The following is a 19911-nucleotide window of genomic DNA, read 5'->3' on the forward strand; positions in this document are numbered from 1 at the left end:
CGAGGGCTGTGACCTGCGGCGACGGGGCCGGTGGCGGAAGATCTGCCACCGGCGCCGGCCGTCGCGACCGTCACCGGGCGCTGTCCTACCCGCCGCCGCCCGACTGGTTCGACCTGTCCTGGCGGACGTTGCGCAGCACCGCGTGGGCCGGCCACTGATCGAGGACCAGGCGGCGCATCGCGCTCCGGCTGCCGCGGTCGGTGCCGACGAAGCGGGAGAGGCCCGCCGCCGAGACGAGGGCGGCGAGTGCCCGGCCGCGGTGGTCGGGGAACCCCGCCATCTCGGCATGGACGAACTGCTGCCGGGCCTGAGCGGCCAGGTCCTTCGCCGCCACCGGGTGGCGGTGGTAGGGGAGCAGCCCGAGGAAGCGGTGGGTCTCCCGGCGCAGGATGCCGCGCTCCACCAGGGCGTCCAGATACATGCCTTCGACCTGCCGTCCGGCGTGCCGGACCCAGCCCTTGGCCGACACCCCGGAGAACCGGCCGCCCTTGCCCGGTGCCGGCAGGCTCCGCATCACCCCGGCGAGCACCGGGTCCGGCGGGTCCAGCGGATTGGCGACCTGGAAGCGGCCGCCCCCGCCGGTGATCCGCCCCTGGATCTCCAGCTCCGCCAGGGCCGCCCCGGCCATCGCGTACTCCAGGAAACGGCCGCGGCAGAACGGTTTGCCGCGCACCGGGTCCAGCGCGAGCAGCATCAGCTCCTCGGGCAGCGTCGGTGCGGGCTGCGGCGGCATCATGGCGCGGACACGATCCGGCCGGTCACCTCGCCGAGACCGACCCGGGTGCCGTCCGGTCCCGGGGCCCAGGCCGTCAGCGTCACCGTGTCCCCGTCCTCCAGGAACGTCCGCTTGCCCTCCGGGAGTTCGAGCGGATCGCGCCCGTTCCAGGTGAGTTCGAGCAGGGAGCCGCGCTGGGCCGGTTCGGCGCCGCTGATGGTGCCGGAGCCGTACAGGTCGCCGCTGCGCAGCGAGGCGCCGTTCACCGTCATCTGCGCCAGCTGCTGGGCGGCCGTCCAGTACATCGTGGAGAACGGCGGCTCCGCGACGACCTGCCCGTTGATCGCGACGGAGAGCCGGAGGTCGAAGCCGCCGGGCTCCTCCTCGTCCGCGTCGTCGAGGTAGGGCAGCAGCGGGAAGTCACGGGCGGGCGGGGCGGTCCGGGCGGCGTCCAGGGCCTCCAGCGGTGTCACCCACGCCGAGACGGAGGTGGCGAAGGACTTGCCGAGGAACGGGCCCAGCGGGACGTACTCCCAGGCCTGGATGTCGCGCGCCGACCAGTCGTTGAGCAGCGACAGGCCGAAGACGTGCTCCCGGAAGTCGGCCAGCGGGACGGGCCGGCCCTGCTCCGAGCCGACACCGACGACGAAACCGACCTCGGCCTCGATGTCCAGCTTCACGGACGGGCCGAAGACCGGCGCCGGGTCGGCGGGGGCCTTGCGCTGCCCCGCCGGACGCACCACGTCCGTGCCCGAGACCACGACCGTGCCCGCCCGGCCGTGGTAACCGATCGGCAGGTGCTTCCAGTTGGGGGTGAGAGCGTCGCCGTCGGGGCGGAAGATGCGGCCGACGTTGGTGGCGTGGTTCTCGCTGGCGTAGAAGTCCACGTAGTCCGCGACCCGGTAGGGCAGGTGGAGCGTCACCGACTCGACGGGGTGCAGCAGCGGCTCGATGTCGGCGCGGTGGGCGGGGACCGTCACCCACGCGGTCAGCGCGCGGCGTACATCTCTCCAGGCGGTGCGGCCGGCGGCCAGCAGCGGCATCAGGTCGGTCTGGGCCAGCAGTTGCGCGTAGGGCGAGCCCAGCGCGTGCGCGGCCGCCCCGGCGTCCAGCACGTGGTTGCCGATGCGGACACCGACCCGCCGCTCGCCGGGGCGGTCGGGGGTGGAGAAGACACCGTACGGAAGGTTGTGCGGACCGAAGGGATCGCCCTCGGCCAGTTCGAGCGGGCTGCTCTGCTCGGGCATCTGTTGCTGCCTCGCTTTCCAGGTCGCTTGGGGGACACGTTACGTGGGGGACATCCCCACGCGGCAGTGCCCCAACCATCCCCAATGCCCGGAAAGTTCCGCCGTATCCCCGTGTGTACGGGGACACGGCGGTGGGTTCACCCGGCGGTGCGCGGAATCCGCTTCTCCCAGGTCCGGTGGAAGACGACCTCGCCGCCCTCCTTGCAGACCACCTCGTTGGAGGTGATGAAGTCGCTCGCGTCGGCGGAGATCTCCGAGCGCGTCTCGACCAGCACGTCCCAGGACATCTCCGGCCGGTGCAGCCGGATCGTCCAGTCGGAACGGGTGCGCGCCGAGAGCGGATCGCTCTCCTGGACCGTGTACGTCTCCACCGCGTCCTCGGTGAACTCCAGGCCGTCCGGGTAGACCCGGGTGCCGCCGTAGCGCGGGTCGACCTCCATCCGCCACTCGCCCTTGGCGACATCGCGGACCACCAGCCGTTCGGGCCGCTGCTCGTCGAGGGTGACGGGGAAGACGACGCCGAGCGGCTCCGACTGCTCGGGCTCCTCGAAGCGGATCGAGGGGTCCTCGGTGTGCCGGCGGACCGGGAGTTCGACGAAGCTGCCGTCGGCGTCCAGGGTGAAGCCCTTCGAACCGGCCTGCGGCCAGATCCACGGCCAGTACGAGGAGGAGACCGCGAGCCTGATCCGGTGGCCGGGCGGGAAGGTGTGCCCGATGCCGTTCAGCTCGAAGGTGACGTCCTCGGTGGTTCCGACGGGCCAGTCCTCGGTGCGGTCGCGGCCGTTGCGGGCGGCGAGGTTGAGGACGCCGCGGGTCACGAGGGTGGACGAGCCGTCCGGGGCGACGTCGCAGAGCCGGGCGATCGCCTGGCCGCGCGGCACGTCCATCCGGATCCGCAGCCTCACCCTGGGCCGGCCCAGGATCTCGATCGGGGCGGCCTCGACCGGGAACTCGAAGCACACCGACTTGGCGTCCTCGTCCCGCTGGTCGGGCGGCAGGTCGGCGTCGTTGCCGAACGGGAAGAACCGTCCGGCGTCCACCCCGGTCTGCTGCGGCGAGTCGACGGTCTGCGGCCCGCCCTGGAGCGCGTACGCGACCGGCGCCACGTTCTCCGAAGGCCAGCTGGTGTCACCGACCCAGCGGCCCGGCAGCGTCTCGTAGACCGTCGCCGGCCGGTGCGACTCGCTGATCCAGGACCGCAGCAGCGGCTCCGCCATGACGCCGGTGTCCTGGTCCTTCAGATGCTGGTCCCACCACCGCAGCGTCTCCTGGAGGAAGCCGATGCCGGGCCCCGGCGGCAGCCCGCGGTCCGGGTACTGGTGCGACCAGGGGCCGATCAGCCCGCGGACCTTCGCCGGGTCCAGGTGCTCGACGAGCCGGAGCACGGTGTCGCGGTACGGGTCGTGCCAGCCGCCGACCGCGAGGACGTTCGCCTGGATGGCGGAGTAGTCCTCGCAGACGCTGCCGTGCTTCCAGTAGTCGTCGCGCGTCTGGTGGGCCAGCCAGGTGTGGATGAAGGGGTCGACGGCTTCCAGCCGGTTCAGCCACATCTCCCGCCAGTCGTCGCCGACGTCCGCCGGGTCCGGCGGACGGCAGACGAAGGCGAGCATGGTCGCCGCCCAGGCGTGCATGTCCACGGCGAGGACGGAGCCGCCCATGTAGTGGACGTCGTTGTCGTAGCGGTCGTCCGCCGAGCAGACGGTGACGATCGCCTTCAGCGGCTCGGGGGCGAGCGCGGCGAGCTGGAGCGAGTTGAAGCCGCCCCAGGAGATGCCGAACATGCCGACCCGGCCCGAGCACCACTCCTGCTGCGCCAGCCAGTGGATGACGGCGACCCCGTCGGCGAGCTCCGTCGCGTCGTACTCGTCGCCCGGCATCCCCTCGCTGTTGCCGTGACCGCGCACGTCCACCCGGACCGAGGCGTAGCCGTGGCCCGCGTACCAGGGATGGCGCTGCCAGTCGCGCGGCGCGGTCCAGTCGCTCAGCCGGTACGGCAGGTACTCCAGCAGCGCGGGCACGGGTTCGTCGGTGACCGGCCGCCAGATCCGGGCGTACAGCTGGGTGCCGTCCGGCAGCGGGATGTAGATGTCCTCGCGGGTCGTCTCGTACGGGAACACGGTCTGGATGTGCATGGGGAACCTCAGTGGACGGGGTGCATGGTGCGCTTGAGCCAGGGTGCGGCGGCGATGACGGCCACACCGGCCGCCACCGCGATAGCGCCATTGACACCGAAGTAGGCGGGGTTGGAGACCTCGCCGTACAGCTTCACGATCTGGGCCTGGATGCCGTTGGCGAGGGCCAGCGAGAGGAACCAGAGCGCCATCGTCTGGCTGGCGAACGCCTTGGGGGCGAGCTTCGTGGTCGCGGACATGCCGGAGGTCTCCAGCAGGATGTCGCCGAGCCCGAGCAGCAGGTACGAGCCGACGATCCACCAGGCGGCCATCTTGTACGTGTCCGAGGAGTGCCCGGAGGTGGGCAGGACCATCAGCAGGAAGGAGAGCCCGCCGAGGATCACCCCGATCGCGATCTTGTTGGACGCGTGCGGCTGGCGGGGCCCCATCTTCGCCCAGACGGCTGCGACCACCGGAGCGAGTGCCACCTCGAAGGCGCCGAGCGCGGAGGCGTACCAGCTGGCCGGGAAGTGGAAGCCGAAGATCTCCGTGCGGGCGTTGGTCGACGCCAGCAGCATCATCGTCGAGTACGCCTGGAAGAGGATGAAGTTGAAGACGACCGAGGCCAGGAACAGCACCACGTACGGGCGCAGCCTGCCGCGCTCCTCCGAGGTGACCCGGGGACTGCGGAACATCACCACGAAGTAGACGACCGGCGCGATCACGGAGACGATCGTGAGCAGGTCGACGAAGCGGTCCATGGTCAGCCAGCCCGCCAGGGCCAGCACGGTGGCGAGCGCGGCGACCACCACGACGCCGATGACGATGAGCCGGACCGCCCGGCGCATGGGTCCGGGGGCCAGCGGGAATTCGGCGGCGTTCTTACGCCCGGCCAGGTGACGGCGGCCCAGGACGTACTGGATCAGGCCGAGCGTCATACCGAACGCGGCGGCCGAGAAACCCCAGTGCCAGCTCGCGTGGTCACCGAGCCAGCCGGTGATCAGCGGGCCGAGGAAGGCACCGATGTTGATGCCCATGTAGTACAGGGCGAAGCCGGCGTCACGGCGCTCGTCGTCGGTGCGGTAGAGCTTGCCGACCATGGTGGCGACATTGGGCTTGAGCAGGCCCGTTCCGGCGCTGATCAGGCCCAGGCCGACCCAGGTCATGACATCGGTGGGCACCGCCATGGCGTAGTGCCCGATGGCGATGAGGATGCCGCCGTACAGGACGGCGCGGTACGAGCCGAGGATCCGGTCGGCCAGCCAGCCCCCGGCCACGGAGACCAGGTAGACGAGCGTGCCGTAGGCGGCGGATACGGACGCGGCGGTACCGGCCTCCATGCCCATGCCGCCGTTGCTGACGGCGTCGGCGAAGTAGAGGACCAGGATCGCCTGCATGCCGAGGAACGAGAACCGCTCCCACACCTCCAGGCCGGACAGGGTCATCAGACCCCGTGGCTGGCCGAAGAAGGCGTGGTCGTCGCCCGGCGGTGGCTGGGTGGGTTCGGTGTCTGCGGCGGTGTGGGACAAAGGGACAACTCCTGATCGTATGAGCTGATCCCGAACATACCGGCGGTGGCGGGAAGGCGCCCACGGTGATCCAAAGGGGACCGGATACGCTGACTTGAGTGATGACAGCGACACATCGACATTCCGTGTGATCGTCAGCAGACAGGAGATCCCCTCGTGACCGTCGTCGGGCCGTTCGGACTGAGCGTGCGGGACCAGGCTCTTGAGGCCGGTGTCCAGGCCGGTTTGGCTGCTGTCGAGTCGGGGCTGCTCGATGCCACCAAGAGCGAGGTGCCCTTCATCACGGAGGCCGCGCAGCACCTCGTGCGCGCGGGCGGCAAGCGGTTCCGGCCCCTGCTGGCGATGCTGGCCGCCCAGTTCGGTGACGCCGACGCCCCGGGCGTGGTGCCCGCCGCCGTGGTCGTCGAGCTGACCCACCTCGCGACGCTGTACCACGACGACGTGATGGACGAGGCCGACGTGCGCCGCGGGGTCGACAGCGCCAATACCCGCTGGGGCAACTCGGTGGCCGTGCTGACCGGCGACTTCCTTTTCGCGCGCGCGTCGCACATCCTGGCCGACCTCGGCCCCGAGGCCGTCCGCATCCAGGCGGAGGCGTTCGAGCGCCTGGTCACCGGCCAGATCCTGGAGACCGCGGGCCCGCGCGACGGGCGCGACCCGGTCGAGCACTACCTCGACGTGATGCGCGGGAAGACCGGCTCGCTGATCGCCGTGGCCTGCCGGTTCGGCGCGATGATGTCCGGCGCCGACGAGTCGGCGACCGACACCCTCACCCAGTACGGCGAGCGCCTCGGCGTCGCCTTCCAGCTCGCCGACGACGTCCTCGACATCGCCTCCGACTCCCACGAGTCCGGCAAGACCCCCGGCACCGACCTCCTCGAAGGCATCCCGACCCTGCCCGTCCTCCACCTCAGGGCGCAGGCCGCGGCCGACGGCAAGCCGGACGACCTGGAGCTCGTCGAGCTGCTGGACGGGGACCTCGGCGACCCGGACCGCCTCGCCGAGGCGCTGCGCCGGCTGCGCGCCCACCCCGCGCTCGAACAGGCCCGACGCGACACCGTCCGGTACGCGGAGGAGGCGCGGGCCACCCTCGCGCCGCTGCCCTCCTGCTACGCCAAGGCCGCCCTGGAAGAGATGTGCGACGCCGTGGTGCACCGCGCGGGCTGAGCGCCGCTCCACGCACCGCCGCCGCGACCCCTACGGGACGGGTGAGGAAACGGTGCGCGGTGTCATCCCGAAGAGGTACGCGGAGTTGCTCCCGGGGGCTGACGCCTGAAGCCGCCCGATTTGGTCAGATGGAGAACAACCACTCCTGACCAAAACGGGTGAGAATGGCGGCACGGAGTGGACGAGTGCATCCCGACGGAAGCCGCCGACCACGGAGGTAGGGCACACATGGCACCGAACGACAGCGCGGAGACCAACGGCACGGTCGCGGACGGGACCCGAGGATCCGTCGCGAACCGCCGCAAGGCGGTGCGTTACATCGTCCCGGTGGCGGTGGCCGGAGTGGCGGCCGCCACGATCGGGCTCGTCCCGGCGCTCGCCAGTTCCGGCGACCCGGACCTGCCGGAGATCACCGCCCAGGAGCTCATCGAGAAGATCGCCGCCTCGGACACGCAGCAGCTCTCCGGCACGGTGAAGATCAGCACGGACCTCGGCATCCCGTCCATGGGCGGACTGGCCGGCTCCCTCGTCCCGGACGGCGGAGGCGACCGGGGCGGCGCGAGCGCCGACCCGCAGACGAAGCTCACGGAGCTGGCGTCCGGCACCCACACCCTGCGGGTGGCCGCCGACGGCCCCGACAAGCAGCGGGTCTCGATCCTCGACCAGGCGTCCGAGTACAGCCTGATCCACAACGGGGACCAGGTCTGGGCGTACGACAGCAAGTCGAACAGCGTCTACCACGCCGAGGGCGAGGCCGGCCGGGACAAGGAGAAGGCCGCACCCGACGGCGTGCCCACCACCCCGAAGGCGCTCGCCGAGCAGGCGCTGAAGGCCGCCGACGGCACCACGTCCGTCACGGTCGGCGGCACCGCGCAGGTCGCCGGGCGCGACGCGTACCGGCTGGTCATCAAGCCGGAGCAGAGCGGCTCGACGATCGGTTCGATCACCGTCGCGGTGGACGCGGAGAACGGCGTGCCGCTCAAGTTCACCCTGCAGCCCAGCAGCGGCGGCAAGGCGGCAGTCGACGCCGGCTTCACCTCGGTCGACTTCAAGAAGCCCGACGCGTCCTCCTTCGCCTTCACCCCGCCCAAGGGCGCGAAGGTGACCGAGGCGGACGAGGCGAAGGAGCACGGGAAGGCCGAGGCGGAGGCCGAGAAGGCGAAGGGCGACCTCGGCGCCTTCGAGGGGATGAACGTGATCGGCGAGGGCTGGAACAGCATCGCCGAGATCAAGACCCCCGGCGGCGCGGCCCTCCCGACGAAGGAGTCGGGCGAGGTACCGGCCGAGGCGCAGCAGTTCCTGGACGCCCTCGGCGACAAGGTCACCGGGAAGTTCGGCTCGGGCACGGTCTTCAAGACCCGCCTGGTCAACGCCCTGATGACGGACGACGGCCGGGTGTACGTCGGCGCGGTCACCAAGGACGCGCTGGTGAACGCGGCGAACAAGGCCGGCTGACACCACCTCGTCCACCATCTCGTGCGCCACCCGGTGCACAGTCCGCCCGCCCCGCCGTAGCCTCCATACGGCGGGGCGGGCGCGATCCGTGGGGAGCAGACCATGACAGGGGCGGACACCGTGCCCGTGATCGAGACGCAGGGGCTCACCAAGCGGTACCGGGGCGGCCAGCTCGCCGTCGACGGGCTCGACCTCACCGTCCCGGGCGGCAGCGTCTTCGGCTTCCTCGGGCCCAACGGCTCCGGGAAGACCACCACCATCCGGATGCTGATGGGCCTGATCGAGCCGACATCCGGTACCACGAGCGTCCTGGGCCGCCCCATGCCCGGCGCGGCCCGCAGCGTGCTGCCGCAGGTCGGGGCGCTGATCGAGGGACCGGCGCTGTACGGGTTCCTGAGCGGCCGGGACAACCTCGTGCGCTACGACCGGGCCGACCCCACCGCCGATCCGCGCACCCGGAACACCCGCGTCGGCGACGCCCTGGAGCGGGTCGGCCTGGCCGCCGCGGCAGGCAAGAAGGCCCGGGCGTACTCACTGGGCATGAAGCAGCGCCTCGGCCTCGCCGCCGCCCTCCTCCGGCCCCGCCGGCTGCTCGTCCTGGACGAGCCGACCAACGGCCTGGACCCGCAGGGCATGCGGGAGATCCGCGCCCTCGTCCGGGAACTGGCCGCCGAGGGCACCACGGTCTTCCTCTCCTCCCACCTCCTCGACGAGATCGAGCAGATCTGCACCCACGCGGCGGTGATGGCCCGGGGCCGGCTGCTCACGCAGGGGTCCGTCGCCGACCTCGCGGCGGGCACCCGGGGCCGGCTCGCCGTCACCACCCCCGACCCGGCCGACGCCGCCCGCGTCCTCAAGGAGCACGGGATCGGCGGCGTCACCGTCGACGGCGACCGGGTGCGCGCGGACTCCCCGCCGGGCTCCGTGGAACTGTCCGACCTGAACGCGGCCCTGGTGCACGACGGCGTCCGGGTCCGGTCCTTCGGCGTCGAACGGGCCTCGCTGGAGGACGCGTTCGTCGCACTCACCGGAGAGGGATTCGATGTCGCAGGCTGAACTCGCACCCGCCGCGGCCACCGCTCCGGTCCGCCGCAACCCGCTGTGGACCCTCGGCATCCTGCGGTCCGAACTGACCACCACCCTGCGCCGCTGGCGCACCCTCGCCCTGCTCGGGGTGCTGGCCGCCGTCCCCGTGCTGATCGGGATCGCGGTGCGCATCGAGACGTCCGACGGCTCGTCGGCCGGACCCGGCGAGGGCGGGGCCGGACCCGCTTTCCTCTCCCAGGTGACCAACAACGGTCTCTTCCTGGTCTTCGCCGCCCTCGCCGCCACGCTCCCCGTCTTCCTCCCGATGGCCGTGGGCGTCGTCGCGGGCGACTCGATCGCGGGCGAGGCCAACGCGGGAACGCTGCGCTACCTGCTGGTCGCACCGGCGGGCCGGACCCGGCTGCTGCTCGCCAAGTACGCGACCACGCTGGCCTTCTGCCTGATCGCGACCCTGGTCGTGGCGGCCTCGGCGCTGGCCGTGGGCGCGCTGCTGTTCCCCGTCGGGGAGGTCACGACGATCTCCGGGACCCGGATCGGCTTCGGCGAGGGGCTGCTGCGGGCGGTGTTCGTCGCGGTGGCGGTCGCCGCGTCACTGATCGGCTTCGCGGCGCTCGGACTCTTCGTGTCGACCCTCACCAACAGCGGCATCGCGGCCATGGCGGCGACGGTCGGGGTGCTGATCACGGTGCAGATCCTGGACACCATTCCGCAGCTGAGCGGGATCCACCCGTATCTCTTCCCGCACTACTGGCTGTCCTTCGCCGACCTGCTGCGCGAACCCGTCTACTGGGACGGCCTGCTGAAGAACCTGGGACTCCAGGGGCTGTACGCGGCGGTGTTCGGCACGGCGGCCTGGGCCCGGTTCACGGCGAAGGACATCACGGCCTGAAACGGTCCGGCAGCCGGGGGAGTGCCCGGCTGGGAGCGGCTCCGGCACCCGTACCGTCGGCCGGGCGAGCCGTCCCCCGATCGGCTCGTCGCGGCACGAACGGCACGAACGGTGCGAAAGCGCAGCAAGGCGCAGGAACGAGCCGACACGGTACGTTCCGTTTCCGCTTGAGCATTGTTCGACTTCTGGCGACGGACTGTCAACAAGGATTGGCTCGAACAGCCCTATGCTCACCGAATGATCACATCGCCGAGTTCACTGCGCCGGAGCGAGAGCTCACGCAGGGCGACGCTGGAGGCCGCCCTCGATCTCTGCACGGAGAAGGGGTACGGCCGCGTCACCGTCGAGGCCATCGCGGCCCGGGCGGGTGTCAGCAAGAAGACGATCTACCGCTGGTGGCCGTCGAAGAGCGCGGTACTGCTGGAGGCGTTCACGGAGAAACTGGTCAGCGCCACCCCGTTCATCGACACCGGTGACATCGCAGGCGACCTGCACACCCATGTGACGGGCGCGGTCCGGGTGCTCTCCGTGCCGCCCTTCGGTCCCGCGTACGCGGGCATACTCTCCGAGGTCCACCACGACGACGAGCTGGCCGAAACGGTTCGCACCCAGCTCATCGAGCCCCGCTTCGAGGCGGCGGTCGGGCGGCTGCGCAGCGCCCAGGACCAGGGCCAGATCCCGCCGGGCGCCGATCTGCGGCTGGCGGTCGAGATGCTCTACGGGCCGGTCTACTACCGCCATGTGCTGCGCAAGCCGATGCAGGACCCGGAGGCGGTCGCGGCCCTGGTCGCCCATGTGCTGCGCTCGCTGGGGGCCGTGCAGAGCTGAGGGCGTCGTGACGGGCGGCCGGGTCGGTACGGCGAAGCGCTCCTAAAAATATTTCAATCGCACCAATCCGTAAGGCTGTTGGGACCGAACTCCTCAGTGGGGTGGAACGGCCGGGCCCGGATGCCGGTCACTCTCGCGCGCCACTCGGCGCCTTCCCCGGCGACGACCAGCTCTGCCGGCACCGTTTCGGCGGGCCGGCACAAGGGGGCGACACGGGGTGGGCATGCGCGGCGAGTCAGTGGACGAGGCCGAGGACGCGAGAACCGACGCGAAGGGCGATGCGGGGGTGCGCGAGAGGGTGGGCGCACTCGCCGGCGGGGGCGCGTGGGACGACCTGGCCGCGGCCTTCGGTGCGGAGGCGCCCGGTACCGGCGGCGACGAGGACCGGATGCCCGGACCGCGCCCCGGCGGCATCGCTCCGCGTGACGGCGGACCGCGCTCCGGCAGCCCCGGCCCGGGTGACGCTGATCGGTCCCCGGGAACGCGCCCCGGAATCGCCGCGCGGTCCGGGGGGCCGGTCTTCGTCGACGCCACCGGACGGCGCAGCCGGAGCTGGCGCCGCGCGGGCGTCATCGGGGCGATCGTCTGTTCCTGCTACGCCACGACGGTGATCGCCACGCTGATCGGCGTCGATTCCAGCGCGCCCTTCCTCCAACTGCCGCGTGCGATGGGCCTGGACCGTGAGGCGGAAGCACGTCCGGCCCCGACGGCTGCCGGGACCGGTACGGCTCCGGCCGCCGAACCCCAGGACGCTCCTTCGGCGCTGCCGTACGGCGTGTGGCCGAAGGCCACCGGATGGACCGCGCAGCCCGAGTCCGCGGAGACCTCTGCGGAGAAGACCGCCGAGCGCCCCGACACCCCTGCCGCGCTCACCACCGGGGCCCCAGCGACCGGGAAGCCCTCGACGCCCGAGCGGCCGGCACAGACGCAGGACAGCGCTGAAGGGAGCCCCGTCGTCCCCCCGCCCGCCCCGGCACCGCACGAGCCGTCGGCCGGGCCTGACCCCTCCCCGGCGACCGGAAGCGGTGGCGGATCCGGTGGTTCCGGATCCGCCGGCGATGACCCGCAGGAGGAAGCCGACCCGGACGACGGGGACACGGCGTCGGACCCCGGACCGCTCGGTGGTCTCCTGGGCGGGCTGCTCGGCGGGCTGTTCGGCGGCGCCTGAGGGGCGCGTGCCGCGCGGACGTCCCCGGTCAGGTCCGACGGGTGGCTGTCATCAGCGGAAGACCCGTTCGAGCACCACCGCGACCCCGTCGTCCTCGTGGGACAGCGTCACCTCGTCGGCCGCGGCCCGCAGGAGCGGATGTGCGTTGGCCATCGCCACCCCGTACCCGCAACTGCTGAACATCGGCGTGTCGTTGGGCATGTCCCCGAAGGCGATCGCCGTCGCCGGGTCCAGCCCCAGGTGTTCCGCGGCGAGCGCGACCCCGGCGCCCTTGTCGACCCCGTACGGCTGGAGCTCGACCGTGCCGGGACCGGACAGTGTGACGGTGGCCAGATCGCCGACGACCGCCCGGGCCGCGGCCGCCAGGGTGTCGTCGTCGAGGCCGGGGTGGCGGATGAGGACCTTGACGATCGGGGCCGCCCACAGTTCGTCCCGGTGCCGTGTGCGGTGCGCGGGCAGGGTCGGGTGCGGCATCAGATACCCGGGCCCGATCAGGGTGCGGCCCTCGGTCCCGTCCTGGTCCACCGCCACGAAGACCGGGCCGACCTGGGCCTCTATCTTCCCGATGGCGGCGTCCGCCGCCTCCCGGTCCAGCGTGGCCGCGTGGACCATCCGCCGCGCCCCGGCGTCGTACAGCTGCGTCCCCTGTCCGCAGACCGCGAGCCCCCGGTAGCCCAGCCCCGCGAGCAGCTCCCGCACACCCGGCACCGGCCGCCCGGTGACGACGAGATGCCGGGCCCCGGCGGCCGCGGCCAGGGCGAGCGCGGCGCGGGAGCGGGGACTGACGGTGTCGTCGCGGCGCAGCAGGGTGCCGTCCAGGTCCGTGGCGACGATGGCATATGCGGGCGGGAGGGGCATGGATCAAGGGTAGGGAGATCCGGAACCGGTCGTACGGCTCTGACCTGCGGCGACGGTTCGGTCTGCCCGGGTGGGCGGCCCAGTGCGGACGCATGTCCCGTATGTCCGGAGGAAACGTCCGCCCGGGTGGATGTCCGCCCGGGTCAGCCCCAGCTGTGTCCGTCGCCGAAGTTCAGCGCGTGTTCCAGGACGTCCTCGAAGGGGTCGTCGATCTGGCCGGTGCTGATGAGCGCGACGACGGGGGCGTTGTGGCTGTCCCACTCGTCGGCGGCGGCCGTCCCCGCCGCCGTGGCGCAGAGGGTCATCGCAAGGGGCACCACGGTCATGATCCTTTTCATGGGCTGATCAACGAACCCCTGCTCAGGGGGTGCGGCCCGGTCATCCGTCCGTGTCCCGCGTGGGCCGTCCGGCCCCCATCGGTCATACCGCGCCGCACCGTCCTGCTACCGCCTGCTGCGCACTGCCTGCTTCCGGCTACTGCACGCAGAACTCGTTGCCCTCGGGGTCGGTGAGCACCGTCCACGTCCCGCCCGGCTCCGCCACCTTGCGGACCACGGTCGCGCCCAGGCCCTCGAGCCTGGCCACCTCCGCGTCGCGGCGGTCAGGGCCGGCGTGCAGGTCGAGGTGGAGGCGGTTCTTCACCGTCTTGGGCTCGGGGACGCGCTGGAACAGCAGCCGCCGGCCCAGCCCCGTCCCGCTCTCCTCCTCGTGCGGATCGTCCGGGTGCCGCACCGCGGCCAGGTCGAGCCAGGCCCGCCGCCCGTGCGCGGTCGTCGTGATGGCCTCCGGTACGGCTCCGAGCCCCAGGAGCCGTTCGACCAGGGGGCTGTTGTCCTCGATCTCGTAGCCGAGGGCGGCGGACCAGAATCCGGCCTGGGCGTGCGGGTCGGCCGAGTCGACGACGACTTTCCAGTCAAGAGTCATGGGAATCATTCTTCCCCGGAAGGCCGGGATCCGGCGGGTGAACCGCGATCAGCCGGGCAAAGGCCACCACGTTCGACTGGTAGCCGCCGGCCTCGGGATCGTAGGAGCCGCCGCAGGTGAGCAGGCGGAGTTCGGCGTCCTTCGCCGGGCCGTAGACGCGTGCGCTGGGGAAGTCGCTCTTCTCGAACTCCTCGACGGCGTAGAGGCGGAACGCCGCGACGGTCCCGTCCGCCCGGCGCACGTCGACCGTCGCGCCGGGGCGCAGCGTGTCGAGTCCGGCGAAGGCGGCGGGGCCGGTGGGGGTGTCGACGTGGGCGACGACGACGGCGGTGCCGGGGGAGCCCGGCGTCACCCCGTCCCGGTACCACCCCGCGAGATTGCGCTCTGCCGGGTCGGGCACGCCGAGCTTGCCCCGGCTGTCCAGGGTCAGGTCCACCAGCGGGGCGCTGACCCCGAGGGCGGCGATGTCGACGCGGACGGGGCGGGCCGCGGGCAGGGGGGCCGCTGTCGTGGAGGCGGGTCCGGGCCGGGGCGCGGCCCCGCGGGGCTCCGTCAGGGGCGAGCCCAGGAGCAGGACGAGTGCCGCCGCGGCGGCCGGGACCAGCCCGGCCGCCGCGATCGGGCGCGGGAACGGCCGCGAGGGCCGTTCCCGCGCGGCGCGGGCGCTCAACCGCGCCGGCGCCGGACCGTGCGCAGGCCGCCGAGAGCGGCTGCCGCGACCGCCAGCAGGCCGGCCGCCCCGGCCATCAGGCCCGTACCGATCGGACCGGCCGAGCCGGTGCCGGTCAGGGCGGTGGAGCCGTCGCCCGCGTCGACCGGCCCGTTGGGCATGGGCCCGTTGCCGTGACCGCCGCCGCCGTGGCCGCCGTTGTCGCCGCCCCAGTGGCCGCCGCCGTGGCCGCCGCCGGGCGGGGTGGGCTTCGGGTGGTGGGGGTGCGTGGGGCTGGGTGACGGGCTGGGCTCCACGTCGGCAGCGGTGATCCGCGTGTGGTCCGTCGCGCTCACGCCCGTGCGCCGGGGCCCGTCGGCTCCGGCGATGGTGACGGTCAGTTCGGCCGTCACGTCGAGCGGGCCGGTGGGCGCGTCATCGGCGGCGGTCAGGGTGAACGCGGCGCCCGCCCTGCCGCCGGGCTCCAGCGTGCCGCCCGCCCGGAGGTTGGTCCGCAGCTCGCCGGTGAACGTCCCGTCGGTCTCCCGGGTCAGGGGGACCTCGGAGCCCTCGGACACCACCGTCAGCTGGTCGGTCCGGAGGCCCGCCGGTCCCTTGAGCGTCAGGTGCGTGCCGATGCCCGGGTACTGCGGTCCGTCCGCCGGGTCGGTGTAGGAGGCGTCGGCCGGACGGGGGCCGTCGCCGGCCTGGATCTCCTCGGGGACGGTGAGCGCCGCCGTGGCGCGGCCGGTGACCGCGAAGTCCCAGGTGGTGCCCTGGGCGGTGATGTTGTCGACGTAGGTGTTGAGCGTGCCGTTCGCGTCACCGAGCCGGCCGATGTTGGCGATCACGCCGTACGCGCCTTCGCACTTCTCGACGAAGACCGACAGCGGGGCGCTGCCGCCGGCCGGGATGCCGGCCGCCGCGTTCGAGGTACGCATCACCGAGTCGGCGGTGAACCGGTACTCCTGCCAGGTGTCCGGCTTCAGCGCCTCGCCCTTGACGTCCGTGTTGGCGCCGGGCTCGAAGGACAGCGTGGTGAACCCGCCGCAGGAGGCCGGGAGCTGGAGGTTGGCGCCGATGGTGGTGGTCGTGGAGCCCTCGGTGGAGGTGTACGCCCAGTAGGAGATGCCCGCGTCCAGCAGCGGCCGCATGGGCACGGGCGTCCACGTCGCGTTGAAGTAGTGGGCGGCCTGGGCCTGCTGGGCCGCACCGATGGCCAGGTGCAGGCTGCCGTTCAGATGGACCGGGTCGGGCTTCGGGGAGACCTCGTGGAGGCCCGGGTCCCGGTCGGGAGTCGTTTCCTGGAGCCGGAACCAGGGGCCCGCCGGGCCGAGGCCCGACGGGTTGACGGTCTGCACCGTGTCGTCCGCGCCTGCGGTGGGAGCGAATCCGCAGGCCAGGAGCGTCAGGGCGGACAGGGCGGCGGTGGTGGTGGCGGTGCGCAGGAGCGTGCGGGACGTTCCGGAGGTGCGCAGGGATCGGGTCATAAGTATGAGGAAAAGATAAGCGGAGTGTTAGAGCGGGATGACCCGCCGTGACGCGCTCAAGCTCGCTCCAATGCCGCACCGTTCAGGTAGGCGCCGACCGCCCCGAGGTCCCCGGGCGGGATGATCAGGGCCACGTGGTTGTCCGGGCGGACGAGCACCAGCAGGTCCTCGTCCGGGCCGATGCCGTAGGCCGTGCGGGCGTGCCCGCCGTCGTCGGCCAGGCCGTGCGGACCGCCCACGTCCACGCCGTACGCCCGCAGTTCGCCGTCGTGCGCCCCGGCCGCCTCCCGCAGGGCCTGTGCCGTGCCCGGTCCGAAGCCGAGCAGGGTGAAGTGCGGTCCGGCGAAGGCTTCGAACAGCCGGCGGGGAGTGCCGGTGGCGAGGTCGCGGCAGGGGGCGTCCGGGGCGCGGTCGCCCGCGCGCAGCCGGCCGGTGCCGCCGCCGGTGGCCAGGGAGCTCCAGCGGTAGCCGCCGCCGAGGCCGTTGGTCCGCTCGGAGACCGCCGAGTCCAGCCCGCCGCCCGGCTTCCTGATCGCCTCCATCGTGGCGCGCAGCCGCTCCGCGCTGAGGTCCAGGGCATCGGCGGCGATGGGCAGCCGCTCCTCCTCGTAGGTGTCGAGCAGGGCCGGATCCGCCCGGCCCGAGGCGACCCGGGCGAGCTTCCAGCCGAGGTTGTACGCGTCCTGGATGCCGGTGTTCATCCCCAGTCCGCCCGCGATGGAGTGCACATGGGCGGCGTCGCCCGCCAGGAACACCCGCCCCACCCGGTAGCGCTCCGCCAGGCGCTCGTTGACCCGGTAGGTGGAGAGCAGCGTGGCATCCGACAGGCCGCTGCCCGGCAGCCGGGTGTGCTTGGTGAACAGGCGCCGGAAGCTGTCCAGCGACGGGGGTACGGGGGCGCCCGAGGCGTCGGTCTCGGGGCCGGCCTGGAACCACCAGCCCGAGCGGGTGCCGGGGATCGGGCAGAGCATCACGGCCCCGTCCTCGTCGAACCACTGGTGCCAGAAGCCGCGGTCCGGGCCCTCCGCCTCGACGTCGCCGCAGACCATCATCTGCGTCTCGTCGGTCTTCCCCTCGAACGGGACGCCGAGCAGCTTGCGCACCGCACTGTGCCCGCCGTCGCAGCCGGCCACGTACCGCGCCTCGATCTCCCCGCCGCCGGCGAGGGCGGCGGTCACGGACGTGCGGCCCTCGGCCAGTCCGACGAGCTCGGAGCCGAGTTCGACCCGCACGCCGTACTCGGCGAGACGGGCGCGCAGGATCTCCTCCAGCCGCCACTGGGCGATCATCCGGGGCCGGTCGTAGGGGGCGTCCGGCGTCGGGCGCGCGTCGGCGAAGGGGGCGGCGTCGGCGATCGGCACCCCGTTCCGGTACTTCCGCATCGGCAGCGGCGCCGAACTCGCGGCCAGTACCTCCCCGACGACACCGAGGTCCTCCAGGACCTCCAGCGAGCGCGGATTGGGGCCCTTGGCCCGTGAACTGCGGGGGAAGCCGGGCGTCTTGTCGATGATTCGTACGTCGACGGCCCGCCGGGCGAGCTCGATGGCCAGGGTCAGCCCGGTCGGCCCGGAGCCGACGATCAGCACGGTGGTCGGGGATGTGGGCATGCGTACTCCTCGGTTGCGCTTCCGTGGACCTCAAGAGAAACGCAACCGAGTAAGAAAAGCAACTAGGTAATAATTTTAGACGCGGGATTGGAGTGGGGATCGGAGGCGGGAGCCCCGGTCCCGGGCGGGGCGGCCGGGGCGGCCGGAGCGGCCGGGATGGCCGCGGCCAGCCGGGCGGCCAACGCCTGGGCCCTCGTGCGCCGCGACGTCCGCAGCGCGTCCCAGGTCAGCAGCGTGAGGGCCAGCCAGACCAGGCCGAATCCGGCCCAGCGCTCGGCGGGCATCGCCTCGTGGAAGTACAGGATGCCCAGGATGAACTGGAAGACCGGCGCCAGGTACTGCAGCAGGCCGAGCGTGGAGAGCGGGACGCGGATCGCGGCCGCGCCGAACAGGATCAGCGGAACGGCCGTCACCAGCCCCGTCCCGGCCAGCAGGGCCGCATGGCCGGCGCCCTCCGAGGTGAACGTCGAATCGCCCTGCGTCCCCAGCCACACCAGATAGCCGAGGGCGGGCACGAACAGCACCGCGGTCTCGGCCGTGAGCGACTCCAGGCCGCCCATGTTGACCTTCTTCTTCACCAGGCCGTACGTCGCGAAGGAGAACGCCAGGACCAGCGAGATCCACGGCGGCTGCCCGTACCCGATCGCCAGCACCAGCACGGCCGCCACGCCGGTGCCGACCGCCACCCACTGCACCGGGCGCAGCCGTTCGCCGAGGAGGAGGACCCCCATGGCGATGGTGACCAGCGGGTTGATGAAGTATCCGAGCGACGCCTCGACGACGTGACCGTTGTTCACCGACCAGATGTACAGGCCCCAGTTGACGGTGATCACGGCCGCGGCGACGGTGATCAGCGCCAGCTTCCGCGGCTGCCGCACCAGTTCGCCGATCCAGGACCAGCGCCGCAGCGCCAGCAGGGCGATGGCGACGACGCCGAGCGACCAGACCATGCGGTGGGCCAGGATCTCGATCGCGCCGGACGGCTTCAGCAGCGGCCAGAAGAGGGGGACGACCCCCCACAGGCCGTAGGCGGCGATGCCGGACAGGAGCCCCGCCCGCTGTTCGTTCTTCCCTTGCACGGGCCCCTCCTGGCAGGTGTCCGCCGACGGCTCCGCCGACCAGATGAAGGTAGCGCCGACGGAGCCCGGTGTCATTGCCGTATCGCCAGACGGTCATGACACCGGGCCGGATCCAGTTCTGCGGCACCTGCGGGGCCGCCGGAGCTTGCGGGGCCTGCGGGACTTGCGCGGTCGGTGCGCCCTGCCGGGTGGCCTGCGCGAGTTACTGGGCGGCGACCGCGGCGGCGACGGTCTCCGCCAGCGGGGTCGTGGGGCGGCCGATCAGCCGGGCCAGGTCGCCGTTGGAGTGGGCCAGCAGCCCGCGCCGGATCGCCTCGTCCACATCGGTGAGGACCGCCGCGAAGCCCTCGGGCACACCGGCGCCGACCAGGATCTCCTGGTGCACGGCGGCCGGTACGTCGTTGTGGACGATCTCCTTGCCGGACGCCTCGGCGATCACCGCCGCGTACTCCGTCAGCGACCAGGCGACATCGCCGCTCAGCTCGTAGGCCTTGCCGAGGTGGCCCTCGCCGGTCAGGACGGCGGCGGCCGCGGCCGCGTAGTCGGCCCGGGTGGCGGAGGCGATCCTGCCGTCGCCCGCGTTGCCCACGACGGCGCCGTGCGCCAGGACGGGCGCCAGGTTCGCGGTGTAGTTCTCCGTGTACCAGCCGTTGCGCAGGAAGGTGTGGGGAAGGCCGGAGTCGAGGATCAGCTGCTCGGTCACCTTGTGCTCGTCGGCCAGCACGAAGTCCGCGTCCGGGCCGCCCAGGATGCCGGTGTACGCGAGCTGTGCCACGCCCGCCGCCTTGGCCGCGTCGATGACCGCGGAGTGCTGCGCGACGCGGCTGCCGACCTCGCTGCCCGAGATGAGCAGCACCCGGTCGCCGGCCCGGAAGGCGCCGGCCAGCGTCTCGGGGTGGCTGTAGTCGGCGATCCGGAGCTCCACGCCGCGGGCGGCGAGAGCGGCCGCCTTCTCCTTGTCGCGGACGACGGCGGCGATGCCGCTCGCGGGGACGGTGGTCAGCAGCTGCTCGACGACGAGGCGGCCGAGGGCTCCGGTGGCTCCGGTGACGACGATGCTCATGGGGTGTTTCTCCTCTTTAGATGCTCATGTTCCTGTTCGTGCGTTCTGGTACTCACCTTAAGGGTGGCGCTAACCAAACGAAAGT

Annotated in this window: 18 protein-coding genes; 6 read left to right on the forward strand and 12 right to left on the reverse strand. The window is 72.5% G+C overall.

Annotation, left to right across the window (positions count from 1 at the left end):
* Nucleotides 1-85: 85 nt before the first annotated feature.
* The 4 genes from OG408_RS23325 to OG408_RS23340 all read right to left on the reverse strand — a co-directional run bounded on the left by OG408_RS23325 (nt 86) and on the right by OG408_RS23340 (nt 5602).
* Nucleotides 86-736, reverse strand: a complete 651-nt coding sequence (locus OG408_RS23325; RefSeq protein WP_266781534.1) for a GOLPH3/VPS74 family protein — start codon at nt 734-736, stop codon at nt 86-88.
* On the reverse strand, nt 733-1962 hold the full coding sequence (gene fahA, locus OG408_RS23330; RefSeq protein ID WP_266781536.1) for a fumarylacetoacetase: 1230 nt from the start codon (nt 1960-1962) through the stop codon (nt 733-735). Before fahA ends, OG408_RS23325 begins: the two co-directional genes overlap by 4 nt.
* 137 nt (nt 1963-2099) lie before the next feature.
* Complete coding sequence (locus tag OG408_RS23335) at nt 2100-4094, reverse strand: CocE/NonD family hydrolase (RefSeq protein WP_266781538.1); 1995 nt, start codon at nt 4092-4094, stop codon at nt 2100-2102.
* Nucleotides 4095-4102: 8 nt separating this feature from the next.
* Complete coding sequence (locus tag OG408_RS23340) at nt 4103-5602, reverse strand: peptide MFS transporter (protein WP_266781540.1); 1500 nt, start codon at nt 5600-5602, stop codon at nt 4103-4105.
* A 156-nt stretch (nt 5603-5758) separates the two neighbouring features.
* Between OG408_RS23340 and OG408_RS23345 the strand changes: the two genes are divergently transcribed.
* The 6 genes from OG408_RS23345 to OG408_RS23370 all read left to right on the forward strand — a co-directional run bounded on the left by OG408_RS23345 (nt 5759) and on the right by OG408_RS23370 (nt 12156).
* Nucleotides 5759-6769, forward strand: coding sequence for a polyprenyl synthetase family protein (locus tag OG408_RS23345; RefSeq protein ID WP_266781542.1), 1011 nt, complete (start codon nt 5759-5761; stop codon nt 6767-6769).
* Between the two features lie 228 nt (nt 6770-6997).
* Complete coding sequence (locus OG408_RS23350; RefSeq protein WP_266781544.1) at nt 6998-8224, forward strand: LolA family protein; 1227 nt, start codon at nt 6998-7000, stop codon at nt 8222-8224.
* 102 nt (nt 8225-8326) lie between these two features.
* Complete coding sequence (locus OG408_RS23355) at nt 8327-9280, forward strand: ABC transporter ATP-binding protein (RefSeq protein ID WP_326671759.1); 954 nt, start codon at nt 8327-8329, stop codon at nt 9278-9280.
* Nucleotides 9267-10160 (forward strand): ABC transporter permease, encoded by an 894-nt coding sequence (locus tag OG408_RS23360; protein WP_326671761.1) that lies wholly within the window; start codon nt 9267-9269, stop codon nt 10158-10160. Before OG408_RS23355 ends, OG408_RS23360 begins: the two co-directional genes overlap by 14 nt.
* Nucleotides 10161-10397: 237 nt before the next feature.
* The gene (locus OG408_RS23365; protein ID WP_326671763.1) at nt 10398-10988 is read left to right on the forward strand and encodes a TetR/AcrR family transcriptional regulator; all 591 of its coding nucleotides are present in this window, start codon (nt 10398-10400) and stop codon (nt 10986-10988) included.
* Nucleotides 10989-11211: 223 nt separating this feature from the next.
* Nucleotides 11212-12156, forward strand: coding sequence for a hypothetical protein (locus tag OG408_RS23370; RefSeq protein WP_326671765.1), 945 nt, complete (start codon nt 11212-11214; stop codon nt 12154-12156).
* A gap of 51 nt (nt 12157-12207) precedes the next feature.
* On the opposite strand, the gene OG408_RS23375 is transcribed toward OG408_RS23370, so the two are convergent.
* The 8 genes from OG408_RS23375 to OG408_RS23410 all read right to left on the reverse strand — a co-directional run bounded on the left by OG408_RS23375 (nt 12208) and on the right by OG408_RS23410 (nt 19826).
* Nucleotides 12208-13014 (reverse strand): HAD family hydrolase, encoded by an 807-nt coding sequence (locus tag OG408_RS23375; protein ID WP_326671767.1) that lies wholly within the window; start codon nt 13012-13014, stop codon nt 12208-12210.
* Nucleotides 13015-13157: 143 nt separating this feature from the next.
* On the reverse strand, nt 13158-13340 hold the full coding sequence (locus OG408_RS23380) for a hypothetical protein (protein ID WP_326671769.1): 183 nt from the start codon (nt 13338-13340) through the stop codon (nt 13158-13160).
* Nucleotides 13341-13488: 148 nt separating this feature from the next.
* Nucleotides 13489-13947: a VOC family protein gene (locus OG408_RS23385; RefSeq protein ID WP_285568421.1), complete on the reverse strand. Its 459-nt coding sequence runs from the start codon at nt 13945-13947 to the stop codon at nt 13489-13491.
* A complete protein-coding gene (locus OG408_RS23390; RefSeq protein WP_326671771.1) occupies nt 13928-14608 on the reverse strand; it encodes a class F sortase in 681 nt (226 codons plus the stop codon). Before OG408_RS23390 ends, OG408_RS23385 begins: the two co-directional genes overlap by 20 nt.
* On the reverse strand, nt 14605-16077 hold the full coding sequence (locus OG408_RS23395; protein WP_326671773.1) for a hypothetical protein: 1473 nt from the start codon (nt 16075-16077) through the stop codon (nt 14605-14607). Before OG408_RS23395 ends, OG408_RS23390 begins: the two co-directional genes overlap by 4 nt.
* Before the next feature lie 56 nt (nt 16078-16133).
* Nucleotides 16134-17684 (reverse strand): FAD-dependent monooxygenase, encoded by a 1551-nt coding sequence (locus OG408_RS23400; protein WP_326671775.1) that lies wholly within the window; start codon nt 17682-17684, stop codon nt 16134-16136.
* 62 nt (nt 17685-17746) lie between these two features.
* On the reverse strand, nt 17747-18763 hold the full coding sequence (gene rarD / locus OG408_RS23405; RefSeq protein WP_326671777.1) for an EamA family transporter RarD: 1017 nt from the start codon (nt 18761-18763) through the stop codon (nt 17747-17749).
* A gap of 202 nt (nt 18764-18965) precedes the next feature.
* Entirely contained in the window at nt 18966-19826 is an 861-nt protein-coding gene (locus tag OG408_RS23410) for an SDR family oxidoreductase (RefSeq protein ID WP_326671779.1), read from the reverse strand.
* Nucleotides 19827-19911 lie beyond the last annotated feature (85 nt).

The sequence above is a fragment of the Streptomyces sp. NBC_01257 genome (assembly GCF_035917255.1).
Classification (GTDB): domain Bacteria; phylum Actinomycetota; class Actinomycetes; order Streptomycetales; family Streptomycetaceae; genus Streptomyces.